The following is a 19,012-nucleotide window of genomic DNA, read 5'->3' as shown; positions in this document are numbered from 1 at the left end:
CCGTCCTCGAACACGGGTGCCAAAATACCCCCGGGGGGTATATGGTTATGCCTGGCGTCCGAGAGATCGGACACCGCCAGAAGACTCGTCACGCGGTTGGAGACACGATGAAGAGCAGTTCCGGCCACGACATGACCGGCCACGGAGCCCATGCCGCCCACGGAGGAGCCAGGACCGGTGGGCTGTCGGTCTCGGAGGACGGGTACACCCTCGAGTTCGACTCGACGATCCGCTCCAGCGGGCCCCAGCCGGTCACCTTCCGGGTGACAGGTCCCGACGGGCAGGCGGTGACCGAGTTCACCCCCGAGCACGAGAAGGAACTGCACCTGATCGCCGTCCGCCGTGACACGACCGGGTTCCAGCACGTGCACCCGGTGATGGACGGGAAGGGCACCTGGAGCGTCGAACTGGACCTGGCACCAGGGGACTGGAGGGTCTTCGCCGACATCCACCCGACCGGCCACCACCGGGCCATGACGCTGGGGATCGACGTCTCGGTCGCCGGGCGTTACGACCCGCGGCCGCTTCCCGAGGTCGCCCGGGCCGCGCGGGTCCGCGAGTACACCGTCACCCTCGACGGCGAACTCCTGCCCGGTGAGGCGAGCGACCTGAAGCTCACCGTCAGCCGGAACGGCCGGCCCGTCACCGACCTGCAGCCCTACCTGGCCGCGTACGGGCACCTGGTGGCCCTGCGGGTCGGCGACCTGGGCTACCTTCACGTCCACCCGAACGGCGAGCCCGGTGACGGCACCACCGAGCCCGGGCCCGAGATCGCCTTCACGGCCACCGCGCCTTCGAGCGGCACCTACCGCCTGTACCTGGACTTCCAGCACGACGACGTCGTCCGGACGGCCGAGTTCACGGTGCCGACCACCGGAACCGCGGGTGTTGGGCACCACGGCGGCCACCACCACTGACCAACACCCTCAACGTCCCGAGGAGCGTCATGCCCCGCCTCACCCGACTCACGCCCGACACCGCCGTCGGCGCCTCCCGCGACCTCCTCGCCGACCTGGTCGCCCGCCACGGCCGGATCGGCGACATGGTCGCCACGATGGCGCACTCCCCGGCCGTCCTGGGCGGCTATCTGCAGCTCAGCCGGGCCATGAAACGAGCCAGGCTCAGCCGCGGGACCAGCGAACGGATCTCGATCGCCATCCAGGTCAAGCAGGGTTGCGGGCTGTGTCTCGACGCGCACGTCAGCGCCGCCCGCGCGACGGGAGTGGACGAGGAGGAGATCGAGCGAGCCCGCGCGGGCACCTCGGCCGATCCCGCGATCGCGGCGATCATCGCCCTCGCCCTCCAGGTCTACCGTCAGCCGACGTCGATCACCGACGAGCAGGTCATCGCGTTGCGCGAACACGGCTACCGCGACCGCGAGATCGCCGACGTCGTCGGCATCGTCGCCCTCAACCTCCTCACCGGCGCCTTCAACCTGGTCGCCGGCCTCACACCGCGGGACACCGCCGGTGTGTAGCGCCACCCCCGCCCCCACCCGTGGGACACGGCCACCACCCCGGGACCGTGCCCCGCCACACGGACATGGAGGAAACCCGTCATGCGTCTCTTCGCCGTCCGCGACTACCGCCACCTGTTCGGCGCCCAGGTCATCGCCCTGTTCGGCACCGGACTGACCACCGTGGCCCTCGGACTGCTCGCCTACGACCTCGCGGGCCCGCGCGCCGGCACGGTCCTCGCCACCGCCCTGACCGTCAAGATGGTCATGTACGTGGTCATAGCCCCACTGGCCGCCGCATACGTCGACCGGCTCCCCAGAAGAACCCTGCTGGTCCTCCTCGACGTGGTGCGCGCCGCCGTGGTCCTGGCACTCCCGCTCGTCACCGAGGTCTGGCACATCTACGTCCTGATCGGCCTGCTCCAGGCCGCCTCCGCGGCGTTCACCCCGACGTTCCAGGCCGTCATCCCCGACATCGTCACCGACGAGTCCGACTACACCCGGGCCCTCTCCGCCTCCCAGGTCGCCTACACCATGGAGAGCCTGCTCAGCCCCGTGCTGGCAGCGATCGCCCTGGCGTTCATGAGCTTCAACTGGCTGTTCCTCGGCACCTCCGCGGGATTCCTCCTCTCCACCCTGCTCATCCTGTCGACACGCGTGCCCGACGCCCGCCCCAGCGCCCACACCGGGGCGTGGGACAAGGCGGCGGCGGGGATCAGGACGTTCCTCACCACACCGCGGCTGCGCGGCGTCATGGCACTGAACCTCGTGGTCGCGGCGGCTGGTTCGATCGTCGTCGTCAACACCGTCAACCACGTACGTGACGAACTCGGCGGCTCGCAGTCGGACGTGGCATGGATGCTCGCCGCCTCCGGCACCGGAACGCTCCTGGCCGCCCTCACACTCCCCCGGCTGCTCGACCGGATCGCCGAGCGCACCGTCATGATGACCGGCGGCGGGGTCCTCGTCGGCGGCACGGCCGCCGCCACGGCCCTCATCGCGTCCGGCCTCACCACCTGGACGGGTACCGCCATCGTCTGGGTCGTGATCGGCGTCGGCATGGCGCTGATCGTCACGCCGACAGGCAAGGTCATTCGGGGCTCCGTCGTGGCGAACCGCATCCCCGAGGCCTTCGCGGCCCAGTTCTCCCTGTCGCATCTCGCCTGGCTGATCACCTACCCCATCGCGGGATGGCTCGGCACGAACGCCGGCTTCACCCTCGCCTGGTCCGTCCTCGCGATCCTCGCGGCGGCCGGCGCCGCCGGCGCCCTCCGGCTGTGGCCACGCCACGAAGGACACCGGGCCGCGACCGGCCCGGCCACGCCCGTCCAGGCCGTACTCCCCAAGAACCTGTCCACCGGAACCGACACCACGCAGCGCGCCCTGGCGGCCTGACACCACCCATCACCGCCCCGCCACCGCCCCACCCCGGGGCGGTGGCGGTCTGCCGTCACGCTCCACGTCTGAACGGTCGCGCCGAGTGGCATGATCCGGAGTGTGGACTACTCGCACTGCGTGGACCTCCTCGCGAAGCTGCACGAGAACTCCCACGGGCTTCCTCGGGAGGCGCGTCAGGCGAACGTCTCCAGGCTGCTCCAGGCGCTGGGCCACCCTGAGCGGGAACTGCGCGGGACGCTGGTCGTCGGGACCAACGGCAAGGGGTCGACCTGCGCTTTCGCGGTGTCGGCGGTGGCCGCGACCGGCGCGCGGGTCGGCAGCATGCCCAGCCCGCACCTGCAGGAGCCCAGGGAGCGGATCCGGATCGACGGGGTCCCCGTCACGCGTGCCGAGTACGCCGCGGCGTTCGCCGAGGTCTGGCAGACGATCGAACGGCACGACCTGCCGGTCCTGCCCCAGGGCGTCTTCGCGACGACCGCGGCCGCGCACTTCCGACGGGCCGGCGTGGGCCTGGTGGTGGCCGAGGCGAGCATCGGCGGGGGCAGGGCCGCGGCCACGGAACTCGGCCTGGACGTGAAGGTCGTCACCGGCATCGGACTCGACCACACCCGGCTGCTCGGCGATTCCCTGACCCGGATCGCTCATGCCAAGATCGCGGCCGTCCGGGACGGGGACCACGTCGTCCTCGGCCGGCTGGCCCCCGAGGCGACCACCGCCGCGGAGCAGGTCCTCAGGGAGCGCACGGGCCTTTCCGTGTGGCGCGTGGACCACGAGATCCACTACACCGCCCGGGCCGCCGGCCGCGGCCCGGGCACGCTGGTCGACGTCACCACCCCCCGCGCCGCGCACCGCGAGCTGCCCTGCCCGCTGTCCGGCGCGCACCAACACCACAACCTCGCGGTCGCCATCGCCGCGGTGGACGCGATGGCCGAACGCGGGCACATCCGCGATCCCGACGGCGAACGACTCCGCGCCCGGCTGGCGGCGACCCGCTGGCCCGGCCGCCTCGAACTGGTCCCCGACGCCCACCTGGACGACTGGACGGGCCGGGTCCTCCTGGAGGGCGCCACCAACCCGCAGGGCACCGCGACCGTCGCCCCGGAGATCCTGCGCCATGCCCACGCCGACGGCCACTCGCGCCCGCCCGTGCTGGTCTTCGCCGCGATGGACGACAAGGACGTCTCCGGCATGCTCGCCCCGCTCCCCTCCCACTGGCCACTGGTCCTCACCCGCACCGGCTCGCACCAGGCCGCGGACACCGCCACCCTGCACAGCCGGCTCTCCCCCGGCCGCCAGGGCCCCTGCGTGACGGCCGAAGACCCCCGGTCGGCGCTGCACCGGGCCGCCGAACTCGCCGGACCCGGCGGCCTGATCGTCGTCCTCGGCTCGCTGCGCCTCGTCGGCGAAACCCGCACCGCGCTCGACCTGCGACCCGAGTGACGTTTCACCGCCATGTCACCGGGGTAATGTCCGAGCAAACTTGGGAGCGCTCCCAATCCGGACGTACCACCCCACCCCCCTTCCGGAAGACGGAGTACGCACATGCAGACACGCACACTCGCCCAGCCCCGCAGCTGGACGCCGCGGGTCCTGGCACCGCTCCTCGCGGCGATGCTCGGCCTGTTGCTGTTCCCGTGGGCCAACACCGCCCAGGCGCACGGCTCGGTCATCTCACCGGCGTCCCGCAGCTACGGCTGTTGGGAGCGCTGGGGCAACGACCACCTGAACCCGGCCATGCAGCAGCAGGACCCCATGTGCTGGCAGGCGTTCCAGCGGAACCCGAACACCATGTGGAACTGGATGAGCCTGTTCCGGGAGAACCTCCGGGGCCAGTTCCAGCAGAACATCTCCAACGGGAACCTGTGCAGCGCAGGTGACGCCCAGGGCGGCCTGGCCAGCTCGCTCGACGAGGTCGGCGCCTGGCGGACGACGAGCATCCGCAACACCTTCACCATCGATCTGTACGACCAGGCCAGCCACGGCGCCGACTACATCCAGGTCTACGTGACCAGGCAGGGATACGACCCCACCCGCGAGCCGCTGGGCTGGGACGACCTGGAACTGGTGACGCAGACCGGCAGATACCCCAACCAGCAGCACTACGTCGTCAACAACGTCAACGCCCCGGGACGCACCGGACACCACGTCGTCTACACGATCTGGCAGGCCTCGCACCTCGACCAGACCTACTTCATCTGCTCCGACGTCAACTTCACCTCCTAACACCCGGAGCCTGACGGTCCACCACCCCGGACCGTGACCGCGGGCGGCCCGCCGACGACTTCGGCGGGCCGCCCGTTCGCTGCCGTCTCCGGTGGATGGGCCGCCTCGCGGTACTGGTGGACGCTTCGACCGATGGTCTCCCCTCTGTGGTGCCCACCTCGTGGGGCCTCGGCCGGGGGTGGGCGCCGGATCAGCTCTCTTCCACCGCGAGGGTTTTCGTCAGGTAGGCAGCATCCGGGCCGTAACAGGGCGGCACGGTGATCTCTCGCAACGTGCGGAAGCCACGGCCGGTCCAGAATGGTCCGGAGCCGTTCACCGCGACGAGGGAGAGGCGTTCGAAGCCCTGCGCCGCGGCGGTGGAGGCGATCCGTCCGAGCAGTCGTTTCGCCAGGCCCCGGCCGCGGTATTCCCTGGCGACGACGAAGTCGTGGAAGTGCAGGTTGGGTCCGCCGAAGGACTCCGACTCGGGGCGGGTCAGGTCCGGGAAGCGGCGGAACGGATACGGCAGCGCCAGCACGTAACCGGCCATCTGCCGCGCGGACTCGATCACGAAACACGTCGACGGCGATGCCCGGCCGCGCGACTCCAGCGCGACACGGTCCTCCGAGAGCGCGACGGCACCGTAGGTGCGCGCCTCCAGCGCCACGACGGCGTCCCAGTCGTCGTCGGCGAGGTTCCGGATGCGTGGGGTGGATTCGGTCGCCGATGTCATGTGCGTCCCCCCGCGACGGGTGGCCCGCCGGCGCACACGTGGAGCAGCGGCGGGAAACCGTCGAAGCCCGCACCCGCCTCGGCGAGGCACACCGGCACCTCCGGGACCGGACAGGCGGCGAAACGCTCCGACACATCCGGGAGTTCACTCGACAACGACGCCACGTCGTCCTCGGCTACGGCAAGGGTGGCGCGCGGACCGGGGCTCCGCGGCATGGCCGAACGGCCGGTCGCGCTCACCCGCACAGCTCGGCCGGGCAGGCGGCGCGGGCCGCTCGCACCAGGGGCCGCCACACGTCGACAAGCCGGGCGAAGTCCCTGATATCCCGTTCGGCCTCGTCGAGCAAGGCGTCCCGCCGGCTCGCGAGGATGCCGGCGAGCTCCGCGTGGGCGCCGCCCAGCTTGCGGTAGCAGCGTTCGAGCACCTCGAGCCGTTCGAGGTTCGCCTTGCGGTCCAGGCCGGCGCTCTCCCGGGCGAACCGGGCGATCAGCGCGGGACGCGCCCGGTGCGCCTCGTCGAGCAGCTCGCCGCCTGCCTCGGCCATCCGGGCGTAGATGGCGTTGAAGTACAGCATGGACAGGAAGAACTTGACGACGCGCAGCTGGTAGGCGCGGAACCCGGCAGGCGTGCGCCGTTCCCGGGTGTACGCGTTGACGATGTGCCGGTTGTGCAGGAGGCCGGGCAGGCCGCTGTCGTGTACGAGGTGGATCAGGAAGTAGTCGCTGCCGATGGTGTCGGTCGCGGGAGGCAGCGGTACGTCCTCGTGGACGCCGTGGAAGCTGATGTTGCACATGTCCACCCGCATGGGGTCCACGTGCGCCAGCGTGGTGTCGTCGCCGGTGAACGACTCGTCGCCCGCTCCGGTGAAGGACTGCTCGGCCAGCTCGCGCTTCTGCTCGGCTGACCAGTCGGACGGCGCCCACAGGCCCACGAACTCGTGGTAGATCCCGAGGTCGCGCTCGCGGATGTCGCGGATGTCGACCGAGTAATCACCGATGAACGAGCCGCCCACCATCGAGACCGGCTTGCCGAGATCCGCCGCCCGCAGGGTGGATCGCGCCGCCGTCGCGACGACGTCACCGGCGCGGCGGCCGAGGGCCGCGAGTTCGTGGTGAAGGGGAAAGACGGTCCGGCCGTTCCAGGTCTGGTAGCCGCTGTCGGAGTCCCGACGGTGGACGGACTCGCAGCCCAGCGCGGCGGCGAAGAGGAAGGCGCGGTTGGTGCAGGCGCCGTACGACACCCCCCTGGGCAGCATCAGCCCTAACAGCCTGTCAGCGGCGCCGGCGTTCGCCCGGCCGATGATGTCCACCAGCGCGGCCCGCTGGGCAGCCTCGTCGAGGTGGCGCACCACGACGCCGTCCGGCGTGCCGCCCGCCCTGACGGCCCGGGCGTGGTCATGTCGGGCAGCCTCGTCCGCCGAGTCCAGGATCAGCACGTGGACCTCGGCGCCGAAGGTCTCGGCTCCGTAGGCGGCCTCCGCCTTGAGGGCGGTGACCTGTGCCGCGCACGGCCTGTTGGTGGGGAGAGTCAGGCAGATCCTCCTCATGCCCCGGCTCCGTTGCCACCCGCGACGTCCTGGTCCTCTTCGCCGTGCCAGGACGTCAGTCCCAGCAGCCGGGAGCCGAGGTCGGTCAGCGTGGCGCTGCCGTAGCGCTTCGACTCCGGCTCGATCGCGTCGCCGACCAGGGTCTGGTTCCAGGCGGGGGTGGTGCGTTCGCGCCAGGAGTCGATCCTCGACCGGCGCAGTTCCTGATGGGATTCCAGGGCGGGCATCATCGCCAGGTACTGAACGGACCTGACGTCCGACCGCGAGGAGTTCGCCGCCACCCCGTGGGCCAGCAGGCCGTTCCAGATCAGCAGGTCGCCGGGTTCCAACTCGGGGCGCACCACCGGAAACTCCGCCCGGTCGACGGCCGGTCTCACCGGGTCGCGGTCGGCCGGCTGGTGCTGCTTCCACTCCTCGAACCGACGGAAAAGCTCGGGCGAGCACTGGAATCCACCGGTCTCGGCGCTCGTCCCGGTGAGCGCGATGATGCCCTGAACACGCTGCGAGGGGTCGGGAAGCGTCGTGTCGACGTCCCAGTGCAGCTCGATGTCGAAGCCGCGCTCCGTCGGCTCGATGAGCCGGCGGTCCCGGTTGCGCACGTTCGGCGGGTTCAGGTTGAGCCGGTCAAGCGTCACCCACAGCGCCTCACAGTCCCACACGTCGACGAACGCGTCGTACACCCGCCGTGTCTGTCTGCTGTCCCAGATGTACTGGTGGTGATATGCCTCGACGAACCCGTAGATGTGCAGGTGGCGATCCAGGTCGGAGCGGAACGGGCGGTCCGCGTACCAGGATTCCTGGTCGTCCGGGTCGAGCCCCTGGAAGTCCCACGCGAAATCGAGCAGCCGCGCGGCGGCCGCCCGCGGTATGGCTTCCCTGACGATCACGTAGCCGTAGGTCTGCCAGTGGACGAAGTCCCGCTCGGACAGCACCCGTAAGGAAAGCTTCTTGTGGAGTTCGCGCAGCGGCGTCTCCGCGAGGTAGGTCTCGCCGTCGGCGCTCACGTAAGCACGTTCCGACGACGCGCGGTACAGCTTCCGTTCAACCATGGGCACATCACCTTCTGGTTGTGTGGTGAGACCACGCCGGCGGTCGCACCGACGCCGCTGCATGCTTCGGCACGTCCACGGCCCCTGTCAATCCCCGTGCGAACGAGCGCACCACGCCTGCCGACCGCGTCCTTCTGTGACACTTCACCCCTCGTCGGCGGGTAATCGCCGTGTCGTGGCCAACTGCTGGCCGCGCTGCTCGATCTGCTGCGCGAAGACCTGCCAGTCCTCAGCGCAGCTCTGCGCCAGGCTCAGCAGTGCGTCGACGCTGTACCGGGGCACGCTGTCGACGAGTTGCTGCCATTCCTCCGGCCTCGAAGGATGCGCGGCGAGCATCCGCAACAGCGTCCGTCCGTTCTCCGTGAGCCGCAACGACGGGTCGCGGGCCAGCCGGGCGAGCATCCGTCTGCGCTCCTCGGGCACGATCCTGCGGGTCTCCGCCGGTGCCGACCCGCTGGGCTCAGGCAGCCCGCGCCGTCTCTCCCGCTGCCCTCGGGGGATCACGTCCCGACCGGACAGGACCCGCTGCCTGACGTCCCGGGCCGTTCCCAGGGAGATTCCCGCCTCCCTGGCGATCTCCCGCAGGGAGAGCTGCCTCCCGCTGCGTATCAGCTCGGCGGCCCTGGAGCGCCCTTCCACGGCGCTCATCGGCCGGACCCGGCCGTCGCTGCCCTCCCGGGTGGGCAGCATGGGGACGTTGTCCATCGAGCGCCGGAGCGCCGCGATGGTCCGCGCCGCCAGCCCGCTGGCCTGCGCGATGCGGCGATCAGCCCACTGCGGATGGCTGCGCACGATGCGCTGGGCCGCGGTCATCCGGTCGCTGCGCTGGAGCGGCAGGCCATGCTCCACATTGAGCCGTACGGCCAGCACGAACGCGTCGGCCTCACTGCCTTCGAAGAAGCGCGCATCGATGTATTCGTCGCCCCGCATTTTCGCCGCACGCAGCCGGTGTCTGCCGTCGATCACCTGCATGGTCGGCCGGTGCACCAGGATCGGCGGCGCCCCCATCCCGGTCTCCGCCAGCCGCCAGACGTGCTCCAGGTCCACCCCCTGTGTGCGTGGAGACACCGCGAGTCCCATGTTCACGTCGGTGAGCCTGAGACTGTGGACGGGCAGCACGTCCAGGTCGGGCCGCTCCCTGGACAGCTCCACCCCTTGCCCCGGCCCCTGGGCCGGAGGGAACGCGGCGGCAATGCTCTCCTCGGTGGCCCAGTTGTCGTTTCCGTCCGTGGTCGGCATCTGAGCAAACACGCCTGCCGATGTGGCACTGCCCTCTTTCACGCTATCGCCTCCCGCTGGATCACTGACTACCTGTCGACACAAGCCGCTGAGCACCACCCGTCAGCGCTGGTGGGCCAGCGGCGCCAGGTGTGCTCTCGTCGCATTGGCGGGGAGGGAAACAGGCGGGGCGGCGCGCTTGGACTCCACACATCCGGGCGGAAGTCTCTTCCGCCCGGATGTGAGAGCCCGCTGATCCTCGTTGAGGATCGCACCGTGCCCGGCGGAGGCAACGGAATCTGTTGGTGACTCGACGCTGACAAGCGAGCCGCGGTTGCCGGTGTGCGTTCTGGCGAGAGCCTCGCCGCAGAAAGGGGAAGTGGTCCGGGCGGGAGCGGTTCCTGACGGGACGACTTCATCGCGCCGTGTCCTCTCTCGAGCTTCCAATCTGCCGATCAGGCGTTGCGGCGGCAACGATGCGCCGTCGGGGTCGCGGTGCCCCGACGACACCAACGGGGCACTGGCGACCAGAAACAAGGGGCATCTGGGTGATCGCGACCGTGACCCCGATCGCCGCTCGCGGTTTCCACCGCCCCCGCCACTCGGCGACTGGACCCCGGCCACCCCGTCCTCATCCGCCTCTACCGACTATAGAGTCGCGCGAGGACGCCGGGAAGATGACAGCGAGCGGCCATCATTTGTTCGACTTTCCTATCAATTCGGACAAAAAGTCAGCTAAACGGCAACCGTCACCGGGTTACGGTCGGGCGTCCGGGACAGTCGCCGTCGCGCGGCTGGCGACACGAGCAGCCGGCGCGCTCCCCACTGGCCCCCAGCCCGGTGCCGCATCCCCAACAGCCTCTCGATCAGCCATCTTTGTTTCCGCACAGAACGAGAACGTCTCAGCCAACCGGTCGGGCCTTGCCTGAGCGGTCCCGCGGCCCGTCAAGCCGCTTCCCTCCACCCGCCTCCAGCAGGTCGAGCAGCCGGCGCGCGACCGACTCGCCCGTGCTCCAGCCGAAAGCGTCCAATACCCGCCCGTGCGTCCGCGCCGAGCCGCTCCTGGCCCGCTCGATGGCCTGCCAGACCGTCAACCGGCCCTCGTGCACCGGGGCCATCTCGATCAAGCCGGCCGCCGTCAGGTGCCGAACCCGGCCCAGGAAGGTCCTGGGGAAGCGGCTCGCCGACGGCTCGTCCAACAGTGCGACCGTGGCCACCCGGTTCCACGCCAGGTCGCAGACCGTGGACCCCATCGCGTCGTTGAGCACTATGTCGGCCGCCCGGTAGTAGGTTTCGGGCTCCGGGGTGACCCCGGCCCAGACCACGGTCCCGCCATGGGTGTCGTCACCGTCGTGGACCGGGTCCGGCTCGGTCTGCCGATCGGCCAGCACCAACAACCGAGCGCCGGGTTCCGCGTACGCGCGCCAGGCCCCGATGGCGGCCGCTGCCATGCGCCGGCTCTCGGGCCGGGTGTTCATCCCGCCCAGGCTCAGCACCGCCACCTCGTCCCGCTCGCCAATGCCGAGTCCGGCGCGGGCGGCGCCGCGTTCGGTGGTGAAGGTCCGCACGACGGGACCGAGGAAGCTGAGCGGCGCGGTGGTGCCGTACGCCGGCCGCCTGTTCTGCGGGAAGTCGAGCACCATGACCTCGTCGGCCGCGTCGAAGAACCGGTCCGCCTCCGGCAAGCCGTACTCCGCCCAGAGCGCGCAGAGCAGCACTACACAGGGCCGCTTCCAGATCTTGCGGGCGTACGGCAGGGCCCACATGACCTCGTCCGAGACCACCAGATCGGGGCGGGGCACCGTGGCCAGCGCCTTCCAGACGGCTTTCGCCGCGACCTCGCCGAAGCCCTCATCGGGCAGTGGGGTGCACGGCTCGCCGCGCATCCGGTAGTAGTCGAGCGCGCTGCCTTCCGCCATGACGCGGACCGTGATGCCTGGCCGCCGGCGCAGTGCCTGGATCACCCTCAGATCGCGGGCGGCGTGCCCGAACCCGTGGCCGCGGGTGAGGACGAGGATCTCCACCATGCCCCTCCTGGCTTCGCCGGCCGACCCGCTCACGGTTCGCCGCCTCGCGGCGTGGTCCTCAGCTGCTCGACGAGAGCCAGCTGTCATCGGAGTCCGAGCGGTAGGCGGATTCCCTGTCCGCGGCGCACCGTAGCCGACTCGGTGTGCGGGCCGTCCAGCCTGTCCAAGTGCGGACCTGCTCACTTGTACGCCTTGATGAACTCGCTCACGCTCATTTGACTGCGAGCGTACTTCTCTTCCGCGCATGAGGACGGGAGTCGATGGACTAGGAGGTGCCGGTGCCGGAGGCCGATCGGTTTTCGATACGCGTCGACCGGCTGCTGCTGGTGGCGACCGGCTCGCTCGTGGCCGCCCAACTGCCCGGCCAGCTGTCCTGGGTACGCCGTCAGCAACCCGCGCTTGAGGTTCAGGTTGTGCTGACCCGGACGGCGGGGCGGCTCGTCAGCAAGGAGGCGCTGCACGTGATCTCCGGGCGGCCCGTGTTGGACGACGCCTGGGAGCCCGGCTCCGACGCCTCGGGCGTGCGGCACGTGGAGTGGGCGCGCTGGGCCGGGCTCGCGGTGGTGTGGCCCGCGACCCTGCACTACACGGCCCGTCTCGCGTTGGGCCTGGCGGACTCGCCCAGCCTGCTGGCGCTGCACTGCACCGACGTCCCGGTCGGCGTGGCTCCCGCGCTGCCGCCCGGCGGCTGGGAGTCCGCGGTGATGTCCGGCCATGTGGCGGCGCTCAACGCACGTCCCGGCGTCAAGGTCATCCCGCCTAGGCCGGGCCTTAGCTGGACTACGGGGAAGGCGGACGGGTGGATCTGCCCGCCACTGGGCTCGGTGCTGAGCGAGCTGGACAAGTGGGCCGAGGAGCGGCGGGGGACGGATGAGCGGCCATGACACCGCTGCGCACCGGCCCGGGCCCGCCGAGGTGTCGACCGGCACGTCGACGACATTGCGCGGAGCTCGGCTGCTCGCGAACTGCGCCACCCTGACCTTCGATCCACAGGCTCAGAGCACCTGCTGGCCCTGGTGGTACTGGACTCGGCCCGACCACGAACGGGTGGTGGAGCTGCTGCGCGGCGCGCCGCGGCTCGCCGGCCCGCTCGCGGACGTGGCCCGTGCGCCGCGGGACATGGCGGCACACGGGCGGCTGTGCCTGGCACTGGACGCGGTGCTGAACGAACGGTCCTGGCCCGCGGGGGAGCTGACGGCCGCCCTTGAGGTGATCGAGCGCTCCGCCCGGATCGGCCTGCACCTGGGCGAGGAGCTGGCCGCCCAGCCAGCCGTGGAGCCGATGACGGTGGGGCAGATCCTGAGCGGCATGGCCGGGGCCGGGCCAGGGCCTGGCGCCGCGTCCACCCGGATCAGCGTGGTCGTCCCGTTCCGCGCCGATGACCCGCATGACGGCAGGGCCCGCAACCTGGCTGCCTGCCTGGCCGGTCTCACCGACCAGGACCTGCCGCGCGACCGGTACCGGATCGTGGTGGTGGAAAGCGCCGCCGAGCCGCGCTGGCGGTCCGTCATCGAGCCGCACGTGGACCGTTACCTCTTCGCCTTCAACCCCGGCCCATTCAACAAGTCCTGGGCCGTGAACTGCGGGGTGGTGCACGGCGGTGGTCCGGACGAGCTGGTCTGCGTCCTGGACGGCGACGTGCTGCCGGACTCCGACTTCCTCTCCCGGGGCGAAGGTCGCTTCGCGCGGGAGCCCACCCTGCAGGCGCACTGGCCCTACCGCGACATCATCTTCGCCGATCCCGCCAGCAGCGACCGCGCCGTCGCCCATCGCTGCTCCTTGGGGCGGCCGGCGGTCGACCACGCGACGCTCCGCGGCGTGTTCCTGCGCCGACCGCCCGGCGGGTGCGTCTGGGTGCGGCGCCGGCTCTTCGACCAGATCGCCGGGCTGGACGAGCGGTTCGAGGGCTGGGGCGGCGAGGACAACGACTTCGCCTGGCGCGCCGACTTCGTCGGCGGCATCGAGCGCTTCGGCGACACCCTGGTCCACCTCAACCACGCCCGCGTCCACTCCGACCCGAGCGCGCCGCCCCCGGCTCGTGGCCCCGACCACCACTGGTGCACCTGGCGCCCCGCCGAACCGATCGGCGACCTGGCGAAGTACCTGCCGAGCCGGTGAGGTTCGCCATCGTCCCGAGAGCCTTCACCTGCACCGCCACAACCGGGGCCCCGGGTCGTCACGGTCCCCTACGCCGGGGAGTCCGACTTCCGAGCGACGTCGGCGAAGTCCCGAGCCACTCCACGGGCGGGATGCCGACAAGGACCTGCTCTCGGCTCCACCTCTGTCCTGGGCCTCCACCGCCGCGACGGGTTGGCGAGGCCCCCCGGCGGGTCAGGCCCAGGCCCGGTCCAGCTGCGCGCCGTCGGTGAACGCGGCCGAGAAGTCCACGTTCCGGGTGAAGCCACCCCAGAGATCGATGCCGCGCAGAGCGGCCCGTGCGCAGGTGGAGCCCCGCAGGTCCGCGTGGCGCAGGTCGGCCCGGCGCAGATCCACTTCCGTGAGGTCGGCGTTCCGCAGACTGGCGTTGAGGAGGACGGCTCCGGCCAGGTCGGCACCGGTCAGCACCGCCCCGGTGAGGTCCGCCTTCTCCAGGTCGGCGCCGGTCAGGTCGGCTTCCGTCAAGTCACATCCTCGCAGCCGCGCCCCGCGCAGGTCCGCTCCCCGCAAGCGCGCGCCCCTCAGATCCGCACCGTCTCCCTGGCCGCGCAGCATGCTCCAGCCGTCGACGATCCACCGCGCCAGCGCCGTGCCTTCGTTCGACTGCCGCGCGACTACGAGCGTACGCAGGTCCCTGCCGGCACGCGAAAGGTCATCGCAGGTCCGGTAAAGGGAGCCGCTCTCCACGGCTCGCCGTGCGACGCCGGCGGGGCCGTACAGGCCGAGTTCCACCGCGTCCGTGGCGACCAGCACATGGTCGTCGGCAGCGCCCTGCTCCTCTCCGCAGGCCAGGAGCGCGACGTCGACTAGAGGGCGACCGGCTGCTCGCTCCGCCATGCTTCCTCCTCGGTGTCGAGTGCCGTGGATCGGTCCTGGACCGGGTACGCCGGGGTGCCGGGGGCGGGGATCACGGTGAAGAAGAAGTTGTGGGTGAGCCTGGCGGTCTCGGGGCCGTCCCCGCATCCGCCGAGCGGCGCGTGGTACAGCTCGCACCCCCTGAACAACACGAGGCGGTTGTAGACCGGCCCGACCCATCCGGTGAGTTCCCATTTGGACAGGTCTGCCTTGTCGGGGCTCGTGACGCGAGCGTCGAACTCCACGGCGTCGCAGAAGCCCAGCGCTCTGGCCTGCCGATCTGTCGGGGGCGCCTCGAATCCGGTCTCCTTGTGCCGGTAGAAGCCCGTTCCGGCACTCATCGGCGCGTCCGGAGTCAGATAGACCATGCCCGCCCAGTCAATGGCCCTGATATCCGCGTGTGCCTTCGTGTTGACGCCGGACTCGGCGGTGATATAGCGGAAGCCGCCCCACGTCAGCCTGGCCTTGTCCACGTAGACCTCACCACCGACAAGCTCGCTGAACCGCCGGCGCAGCATGCTCGCGTCGAGGGCCAGCTTGCTCGCGTACCCGGGATAGTCGACGGGGTTGAGGTCCCCGAACGTCGACCTGAGCGCCCGCGCCCTGATCACATCAGGATCGGGGTAGAAGTCATCGACCACGATCACCTTGCTACGCATGATGCCCCTCCAACTCCAATCCCGACTCCGGGGAATTCGTTGTCAGATGCAGCCATTGCGTGAGCCGTGCGGTCTCGGGGCCTTCGCCGAATCCCGGCCCGTCGACGTGCGGCCCGCTCCCCGCGGCGAAGACCACCGCGCGGTTGAACTTCGCCTCGATGAACGCGGTCTCCCGCACGACGCCTCCCGTGCCCGCGCGGCGGAAGGAAAGGCCACCGCGGCAGTGCTCCGGAAGGCTCAACCACACCAGGGCCGTCCAGCGGCTACCGGGCGGCGAGACGACGCCCTCGGCGGGCGACTCCGCCGACAGCAGGGTGACATACGAACTCACCGCGACGTCGGAAGGGGCCGGCTCCCCCGTCGCCATGAGTCCGCGGATCCGTTCGACGGCCTTATCGTCTCCGACGGGCGAGCCGAGCAGAGCGCCCTCTCGCACGGCCCCCGGGTCGCTGTAGAAGTCGTCACACACCTCAAAGGTCCTGCGCAACTCGTTTCTCCATTCGGCGTCGGGGCCGGCGGAACCTGAACGGGGTGTCTAACACACGACGTAGGTGGCCACAAGATGTGCCGGTGTTCAACCGCTGAAGGCGCGCCAGTTGAACACCTGGCACCCGTTGACGAATTTCCGGGCACACACTTCACTTTGGGCGCGATCGCCCCCGCATTAATCGGTCGGCCAAGGAGGATGAGATGCCGGGAGAAATAGACGAGGACGAGAATCTGGATCTGACGCTCTCCGAGGAGGAGAGCACGGACTGGGAGTTGCTGGTCGACGGGGTCTACGAGCAGGGCGGCGCCTTCATGATCTGTGGCCCGCCGCCGTGTGCGAGTGACTGCGTCGGCGGCTGCTGAATCCGGTGAATGTCGGGCGGGCCCGCCCGGGCTCGCCCGCTCACCCTCGGCGCCTCAACAAGGACGGGAGATATGGCCACCACCTCCGTCAGTTCCCCGGGCACCCCGGCGGAAGAGCGTTTCCGCGCGTCCCCGTTGGCAGCCCTGGTCTCCCCGCTCGGGCTGGTCTCCGCGACCCGCCCCGTGCCCGGCCTGCGCGGGCTTGACCGCCTGGCGATGGCGATCGCGAACGTGGACAGCGGAATGCCCGGGGTGACCGCGGAAGGCTCGATCGGCGCCTCGGGAGCCGGCCGGGCCCTCGACGACGAGTACCGCTCCTACGTGGTCGCCACCGCCGAGGCCGCCGAGCGCTACGCGAGCCGCCTGGTGCACGAGCGGCCGCTCCTGGCCAGGCTGGGCGAACTCGACGGGCCAGCGCTCGACATGACGCGTGTGCCCCGGTGCTCGGACCGGGAGTACGCGAACCCGCGCTGCCCGGTCCGTCCCTTCGACGCGGACACCCCCATCCACTGGACCCGCGGCGTCGACCTGATGACCGGCCAGGACCTATGGGTCCCCACGGTGATGGTCTGCTACGGCTTCCGGGTCCAGGATGCCGAACGGTTCATCTCGCAGATCTCCACCGGGCAGTCGGTCCACACCGATCCGTACGAGGCGGTGCTGGGCGGCCTGATGGAGGTGTTCGAGCGGGACGCGGTCGCGCTGACCTGGCTGCAGATGCTGCCGCTGCCGCCGGTGGACCCCGCCGTCCTCTCCCCCGACGCCCACGAGCTGCTGGCCTGGTGCGAGCGGCGGTTCCTGCGGACGCTGCTGTTCGACGCCACCACCGACCTGGGAGTGCCCGTCGTCTACGCGCTCCAGGTCTCCCCGTACGACGACACCGTCCGGCAGGTCGTCGGCGCGGGTGCTGGTCGCAGTCTCGGCGAGGCTGCCGAGCGCTGCCTGCTTGAGCTGCTGACGATCCGCGACTGCTACCGCTCGGAAGGGGAGACCCACGCCCCCTCCGACTACGGGGACTTCACGTTCCTTGAGGGCGCGCGGATGATGTGCCGGCCGGAGCACGCGGAGGCGTTCGCCTTCCTGACAGCGGATCTGGCCGGCCGCCGCCTCTCCGCCGGCGTCACCCCGCTGCCCGCTGATCCCAGGGCGGCGCTGGAGGAGGCGCTGGAGCGGCTGGCCGCCGCCGGCATGCAGGCGGTGGCCGTGGACCGGACCTGCCGGGAGCTGCGGGTGGCCGGCCTGACGGCGGTCGCGGTCGTCGTCCCTGAGCTACAGCCGATGTCGCTGCAACCGCTGGCGCAGTTCCGGGCGCATCCGCGACTGGCGGAGGCACCGGCGCTGATGGGCTTCGCCAGTCTCCCCGAGGAGGAGCAGAACCCGTGGCCGCAGCCGTTCGCGTAGCGGGCGCGGGCCAGGGGGGAGTGCGGCGGTGATCACCTGGTGCCTGGCCACGGGGGCCGCCATCCGGTCGGCCGGCGGACCAGGAGATGCCGCCGTGCTGCTGACCACCCCGGCCGGCCGGTCCAGGTTGCTGCGTCCGTCCGCTCCCGGGGTCGCGGACGCGCTGTTCTCGCTGGCGACCGGTGCGCGCGGCGACGCGGAGCTGACCGGACTGGCACCGCGGGCCGGCGACGCCCTGGAGCGGGAGTTGGCCGCGCTGCTGCGCCAGGGCGTGCTGAACCTGCGGTGCGCCGACGGTGACCGCGAGCTGCTGCGGGTCGGCGGCACCAGCGAGCTCGCCGCCATCACCCCGGTGCGGCTCAGGCCCGGGCAACGCCTGCGGCTGTCTCGGTTCGCTTGCCTGCGTCGCCTGGACGAGCAGTTGGTGGTCGAGTCGCTGACGGGACACACGCGCTTGGTCGTCGGCGCCCCGCAGGTCGCCACGGTGCTGGCGCGTCTGGCAGAGCCGCGAGACGTCGGTGAACTGTGCGCCGGAGCCGACCTGCCGGCCGCCGTGGCGTTGGAGCTGCTGGAGCTGCTGGTGGCCGGCGGAGTGGCCGGCGCGGTGGACGAGACCGGCCGGCTTCAGGAGGACGCCGACCCGGTGCCGGGCCAGCGGGAGTTCCACGACGTGCTGCTCCACTGGCACAGCCGCAAGGGCTTGGCCGCGGGGGCCGTCGGGACGGTCTACCCGTTCCGCGGCCGTTTTCGGCCACTCCCCGCGGTGAAGCCGGTGCTGAAGCCGGTGATCGCGCTGCCGCGGCCTGATCTGGCGCGGCTGCGGAAGTCCGATCCACCGTTCGCCGAGGTGGTGGAGGAACGTCGCTCGGTGCGCCGCTTCGTAAGGGGCTCGCTGACGCTGGACCAGCTGGGCGAGTTCCTGTACCGCACCGCCCGGGTGCGCGGCCACACGCCGGCCGCCGAGGACATGCCGTACGCCCGCACCAATCGGCCGGTCCCCTCCGCCGGGGCCAGCCAGGACCTGGAGCTCTACCTGTCGGTCACCCGGTGCCGCGGGCTGCCGTCGGGCGTGTACCACTACGAGCCGGCGGCGCACGGGCTGACGCTGGTCACGGCGGAACGCGACGCGGTGCTCGCGTTGGTCGCCGACGCCTGCGGGAGCGTGGGCGCGGCCGGCGTCCCCCAGGTAGTGGTCACCCTCGCCGCGCGGTTCAACCGGATGTCGTGGAAGTACCGCGGTCTGAGCTACGCGGCCACCCTGAAGAACGTCGGCGTGTTCTACCAGGCCATGTACCTGGCGGCGACGGCGATGAGGCTGGGCGGCTGCGCGGTCGGCGCCGGCGACTCGGCCGCGTTCGCCTGGATCACCGGGCTCGACCCGCTGGAGGAATCGTCCGTCGGGGAGTTCGTGTTGGGCATCCCGCTCGACCGGTGAGCGCCGCACGGCGTCCCCGTGGAT

The 19,012-nt window shown here is 71.1% G+C and carries 18 protein-coding genes; 10 read left to right on the top strand and 8 right to left on the bottom strand.

The window, feature by feature from the left end; genetic code table 11:
- The first annotated feature begins 107 nt into the window (after positions 1 to 107).
- The 5 genes from ACFWI8_RS03385 to ACFWI8_RS03365 all read left to right on the top strand — a co-directional run bounded on the left by ACFWI8_RS03385 (position 108) and on the right by ACFWI8_RS03365 (position 5,077).
- On the top strand, positions 108 to 917 hold the full coding sequence (locus tag ACFWI8_RS03385) for a hypothetical protein (RefSeq protein WP_387085016.1): 810 nt from the start codon (positions 108 to 110) through the stop codon (positions 915 to 917).
- 29 nt (positions 918 to 946) lie between these two features.
- Positions 947 to 1,477, top strand: coding sequence for a carboxymuconolactone decarboxylase family protein (locus ACFWI8_RS03380; RefSeq protein WP_387085014.1), 531 nt, complete (start codon positions 947 to 949; stop codon positions 1,475 to 1,477).
- Between the two features lie 81 nt (positions 1,478 to 1,558).
- Positions 1,559 to 2,851 carry an MFS transporter gene (locus ACFWI8_RS03375; protein ID WP_387085012.1) on the top strand — a complete coding sequence of 431 codons (1,293 nt, stop codon included), beginning with the start codon at positions 1,559 to 1,561 and terminating at the stop codon, positions 2,849 to 2,851.
- Between the two features lie 102 nt (positions 2,852 to 2,953).
- A complete protein-coding gene (locus ACFWI8_RS03370; protein WP_387085010.1) occupies positions 2,954 to 4,294 on the top strand; it encodes a bifunctional folylpolyglutamate synthase/dihydrofolate synthase in 1,341 nt (446 codons plus the stop codon).
- A gap of 102 nt (positions 4,295 to 4,396) precedes the next feature.
- Positions 4,397 to 5,077 (top strand): lytic polysaccharide monooxygenase, encoded by a 681-nt coding sequence (locus ACFWI8_RS03365; protein ID WP_387085008.1) that lies wholly within the window; start codon positions 4,397 to 4,399, stop codon positions 5,075 to 5,077.
- A gap of 190 nt (positions 5,078 to 5,267) precedes the next feature.
- Here ACFWI8_RS03365 and ACFWI8_RS03360 read toward each other — a convergent pair whose 3' ends face one another.
- The 5 genes from ACFWI8_RS03360 to ACFWI8_RS03340 all read right to left on the bottom strand — a co-directional run bounded on the left by ACFWI8_RS03360 (position 5,268) and on the right by ACFWI8_RS03340 (position 11,629).
- Positions 5,268 to 5,789: a GNAT family N-acetyltransferase gene (locus ACFWI8_RS03360; RefSeq protein WP_387085006.1), complete on the bottom strand. Its 522-nt coding sequence runs from the start codon at positions 5,787 to 5,789 to the stop codon at positions 5,268 to 5,270.
- Positions 5,790 to 6,024: 235 nt separating this feature from the next.
- Positions 6,025 to 7,335, bottom strand: a complete 1,311-nt coding sequence (locus tag ACFWI8_RS03355) for a DUF6271 family protein (protein WP_387085005.1) — start codon at positions 7,333 to 7,335, stop codon at positions 6,025 to 6,027.
- Positions 7,332 to 8,384 (bottom strand): phytanoyl-CoA dioxygenase family protein, encoded by a 1,053-nt coding sequence (locus tag ACFWI8_RS03350; RefSeq protein ID WP_387085003.1) that lies wholly within the window; start codon positions 8,382 to 8,384, stop codon positions 7,332 to 7,334. Before ACFWI8_RS03350 ends, ACFWI8_RS03355 begins: the two co-directional genes overlap by 4 nt.
- A gap of 144 nt (positions 8,385 to 8,528) precedes the next feature.
- Entirely contained in the window at positions 8,529 to 9,623 is a 1,095-nt protein-coding gene (locus tag ACFWI8_RS03345) for a ParB N-terminal domain-containing protein (RefSeq protein WP_387085001.1), read from the bottom strand.
- A gap of 881 nt (positions 9,624 to 10,504) precedes the next feature.
- Complete coding sequence (locus ACFWI8_RS03340) at positions 10,505 to 11,629, bottom strand: hypothetical protein (protein WP_387085000.1); 1,125 nt, start codon at positions 11,627 to 11,629, stop codon at positions 10,505 to 10,507.
- A gap of 278 nt (positions 11,630 to 11,907) precedes the next feature.
- On the opposite strand from ACFWI8_RS03340, the gene ACFWI8_RS03335 reads away from it, so the two are divergent.
- The gene (locus ACFWI8_RS03335) at positions 11,908 to 12,513 is read left to right on the top strand and encodes a flavoprotein (RefSeq protein ID WP_387084999.1); all 606 of its coding nucleotides are present in this window, start codon (positions 11,908 to 11,910) and stop codon (positions 12,511 to 12,513) included.
- Positions 12,500 to 13,747: a glycosyltransferase gene (locus tag ACFWI8_RS03330; protein ID WP_387084997.1), complete on the top strand. Its 1,248-nt coding sequence runs from the start codon at positions 12,500 to 12,502 to the stop codon at positions 13,745 to 13,747. The genes ACFWI8_RS03335 and ACFWI8_RS03330 overlap by 14 nt, the downstream gene beginning before the upstream one ends.
- Positions 13,748 to 13,960: 213 nt before the next feature.
- Here the strand turns inward: ACFWI8_RS03330 and ACFWI8_RS03325 are convergent, their stop codons facing one another.
- From ACFWI8_RS03325 to ACFWI8_RS03315, 3 genes are read right to left on the bottom strand one after another with little or no spacing between them, the layout of a single operon-like run.
- A complete protein-coding gene (locus ACFWI8_RS03325; protein WP_387084996.1) occupies positions 13,961 to 14,623 on the bottom strand; it encodes a pentapeptide repeat-containing protein in 663 nt (220 codons plus the stop codon).
- On the bottom strand, positions 14,593 to 15,300 hold the full coding sequence (locus ACFWI8_RS03320; protein WP_387084995.1) for a DUF6445 family protein: 708 nt from the start codon (positions 15,298 to 15,300) through the stop codon (positions 14,593 to 14,595). The genes ACFWI8_RS03325 and ACFWI8_RS03320 overlap by 31 nt, the downstream gene beginning before the upstream one ends.
- Positions 15,293 to 15,769, bottom strand: coding sequence for a hypothetical protein (locus tag ACFWI8_RS03315; protein WP_387084994.1), 477 nt, complete (start codon positions 15,767 to 15,769; stop codon positions 15,293 to 15,295). Before ACFWI8_RS03315 ends, ACFWI8_RS03320 begins: the two co-directional genes overlap by 8 nt.
- A gap of 221 nt (positions 15,770 to 15,990) precedes the next feature.
- Between ACFWI8_RS03315 and ACFWI8_RS03310 the strand changes: the two genes are divergently transcribed.
- From ACFWI8_RS03310 to ACFWI8_RS03300, 3 genes are all read left to right on the top strand, one after another.
- The gene (locus ACFWI8_RS03310) at positions 15,991 to 16,152 is read left to right on the top strand and encodes a hypothetical protein (RefSeq protein ID WP_387084993.1); all 162 of its coding nucleotides are present in this window, start codon (positions 15,991 to 15,993) and stop codon (positions 16,150 to 16,152) included.
- Between the two features lie 72 nt (positions 16,153 to 16,224).
- Positions 16,225 to 17,553, top strand: a complete 1,329-nt coding sequence (locus ACFWI8_RS03305; protein ID WP_387084991.1) for a YcaO-like family protein — start codon at positions 16,225 to 16,227, stop codon at positions 17,551 to 17,553.
- A 94-nt stretch (positions 17,554 to 17,647) separates the two neighbouring features.
- Positions 17,648 to 18,988: a SagB family peptide dehydrogenase gene (locus ACFWI8_RS03300; protein ID WP_387084989.1), complete on the top strand. Its 1,341-nt coding sequence runs from the start codon at positions 17,648 to 17,650 to the stop codon at positions 18,986 to 18,988.
- The last annotated feature ends 24 nt before the right edge of the window (positions 18,989 to 19,012 follow it).

It is taken from the genome of Streptomyces sp. NPDC127098 (assembly GCF_042722465.1).
GTDB classification, from domain to species: Bacteria; Actinomycetota; Actinomycetes; order Streptomycetales; family Streptomycetaceae; genus Streptomyces; species Streptomyces millisiae.
Note: the sequence above shows the minus strand (reverse complement) of the source record. Positions and strands in the feature narration are given on the sequence as shown.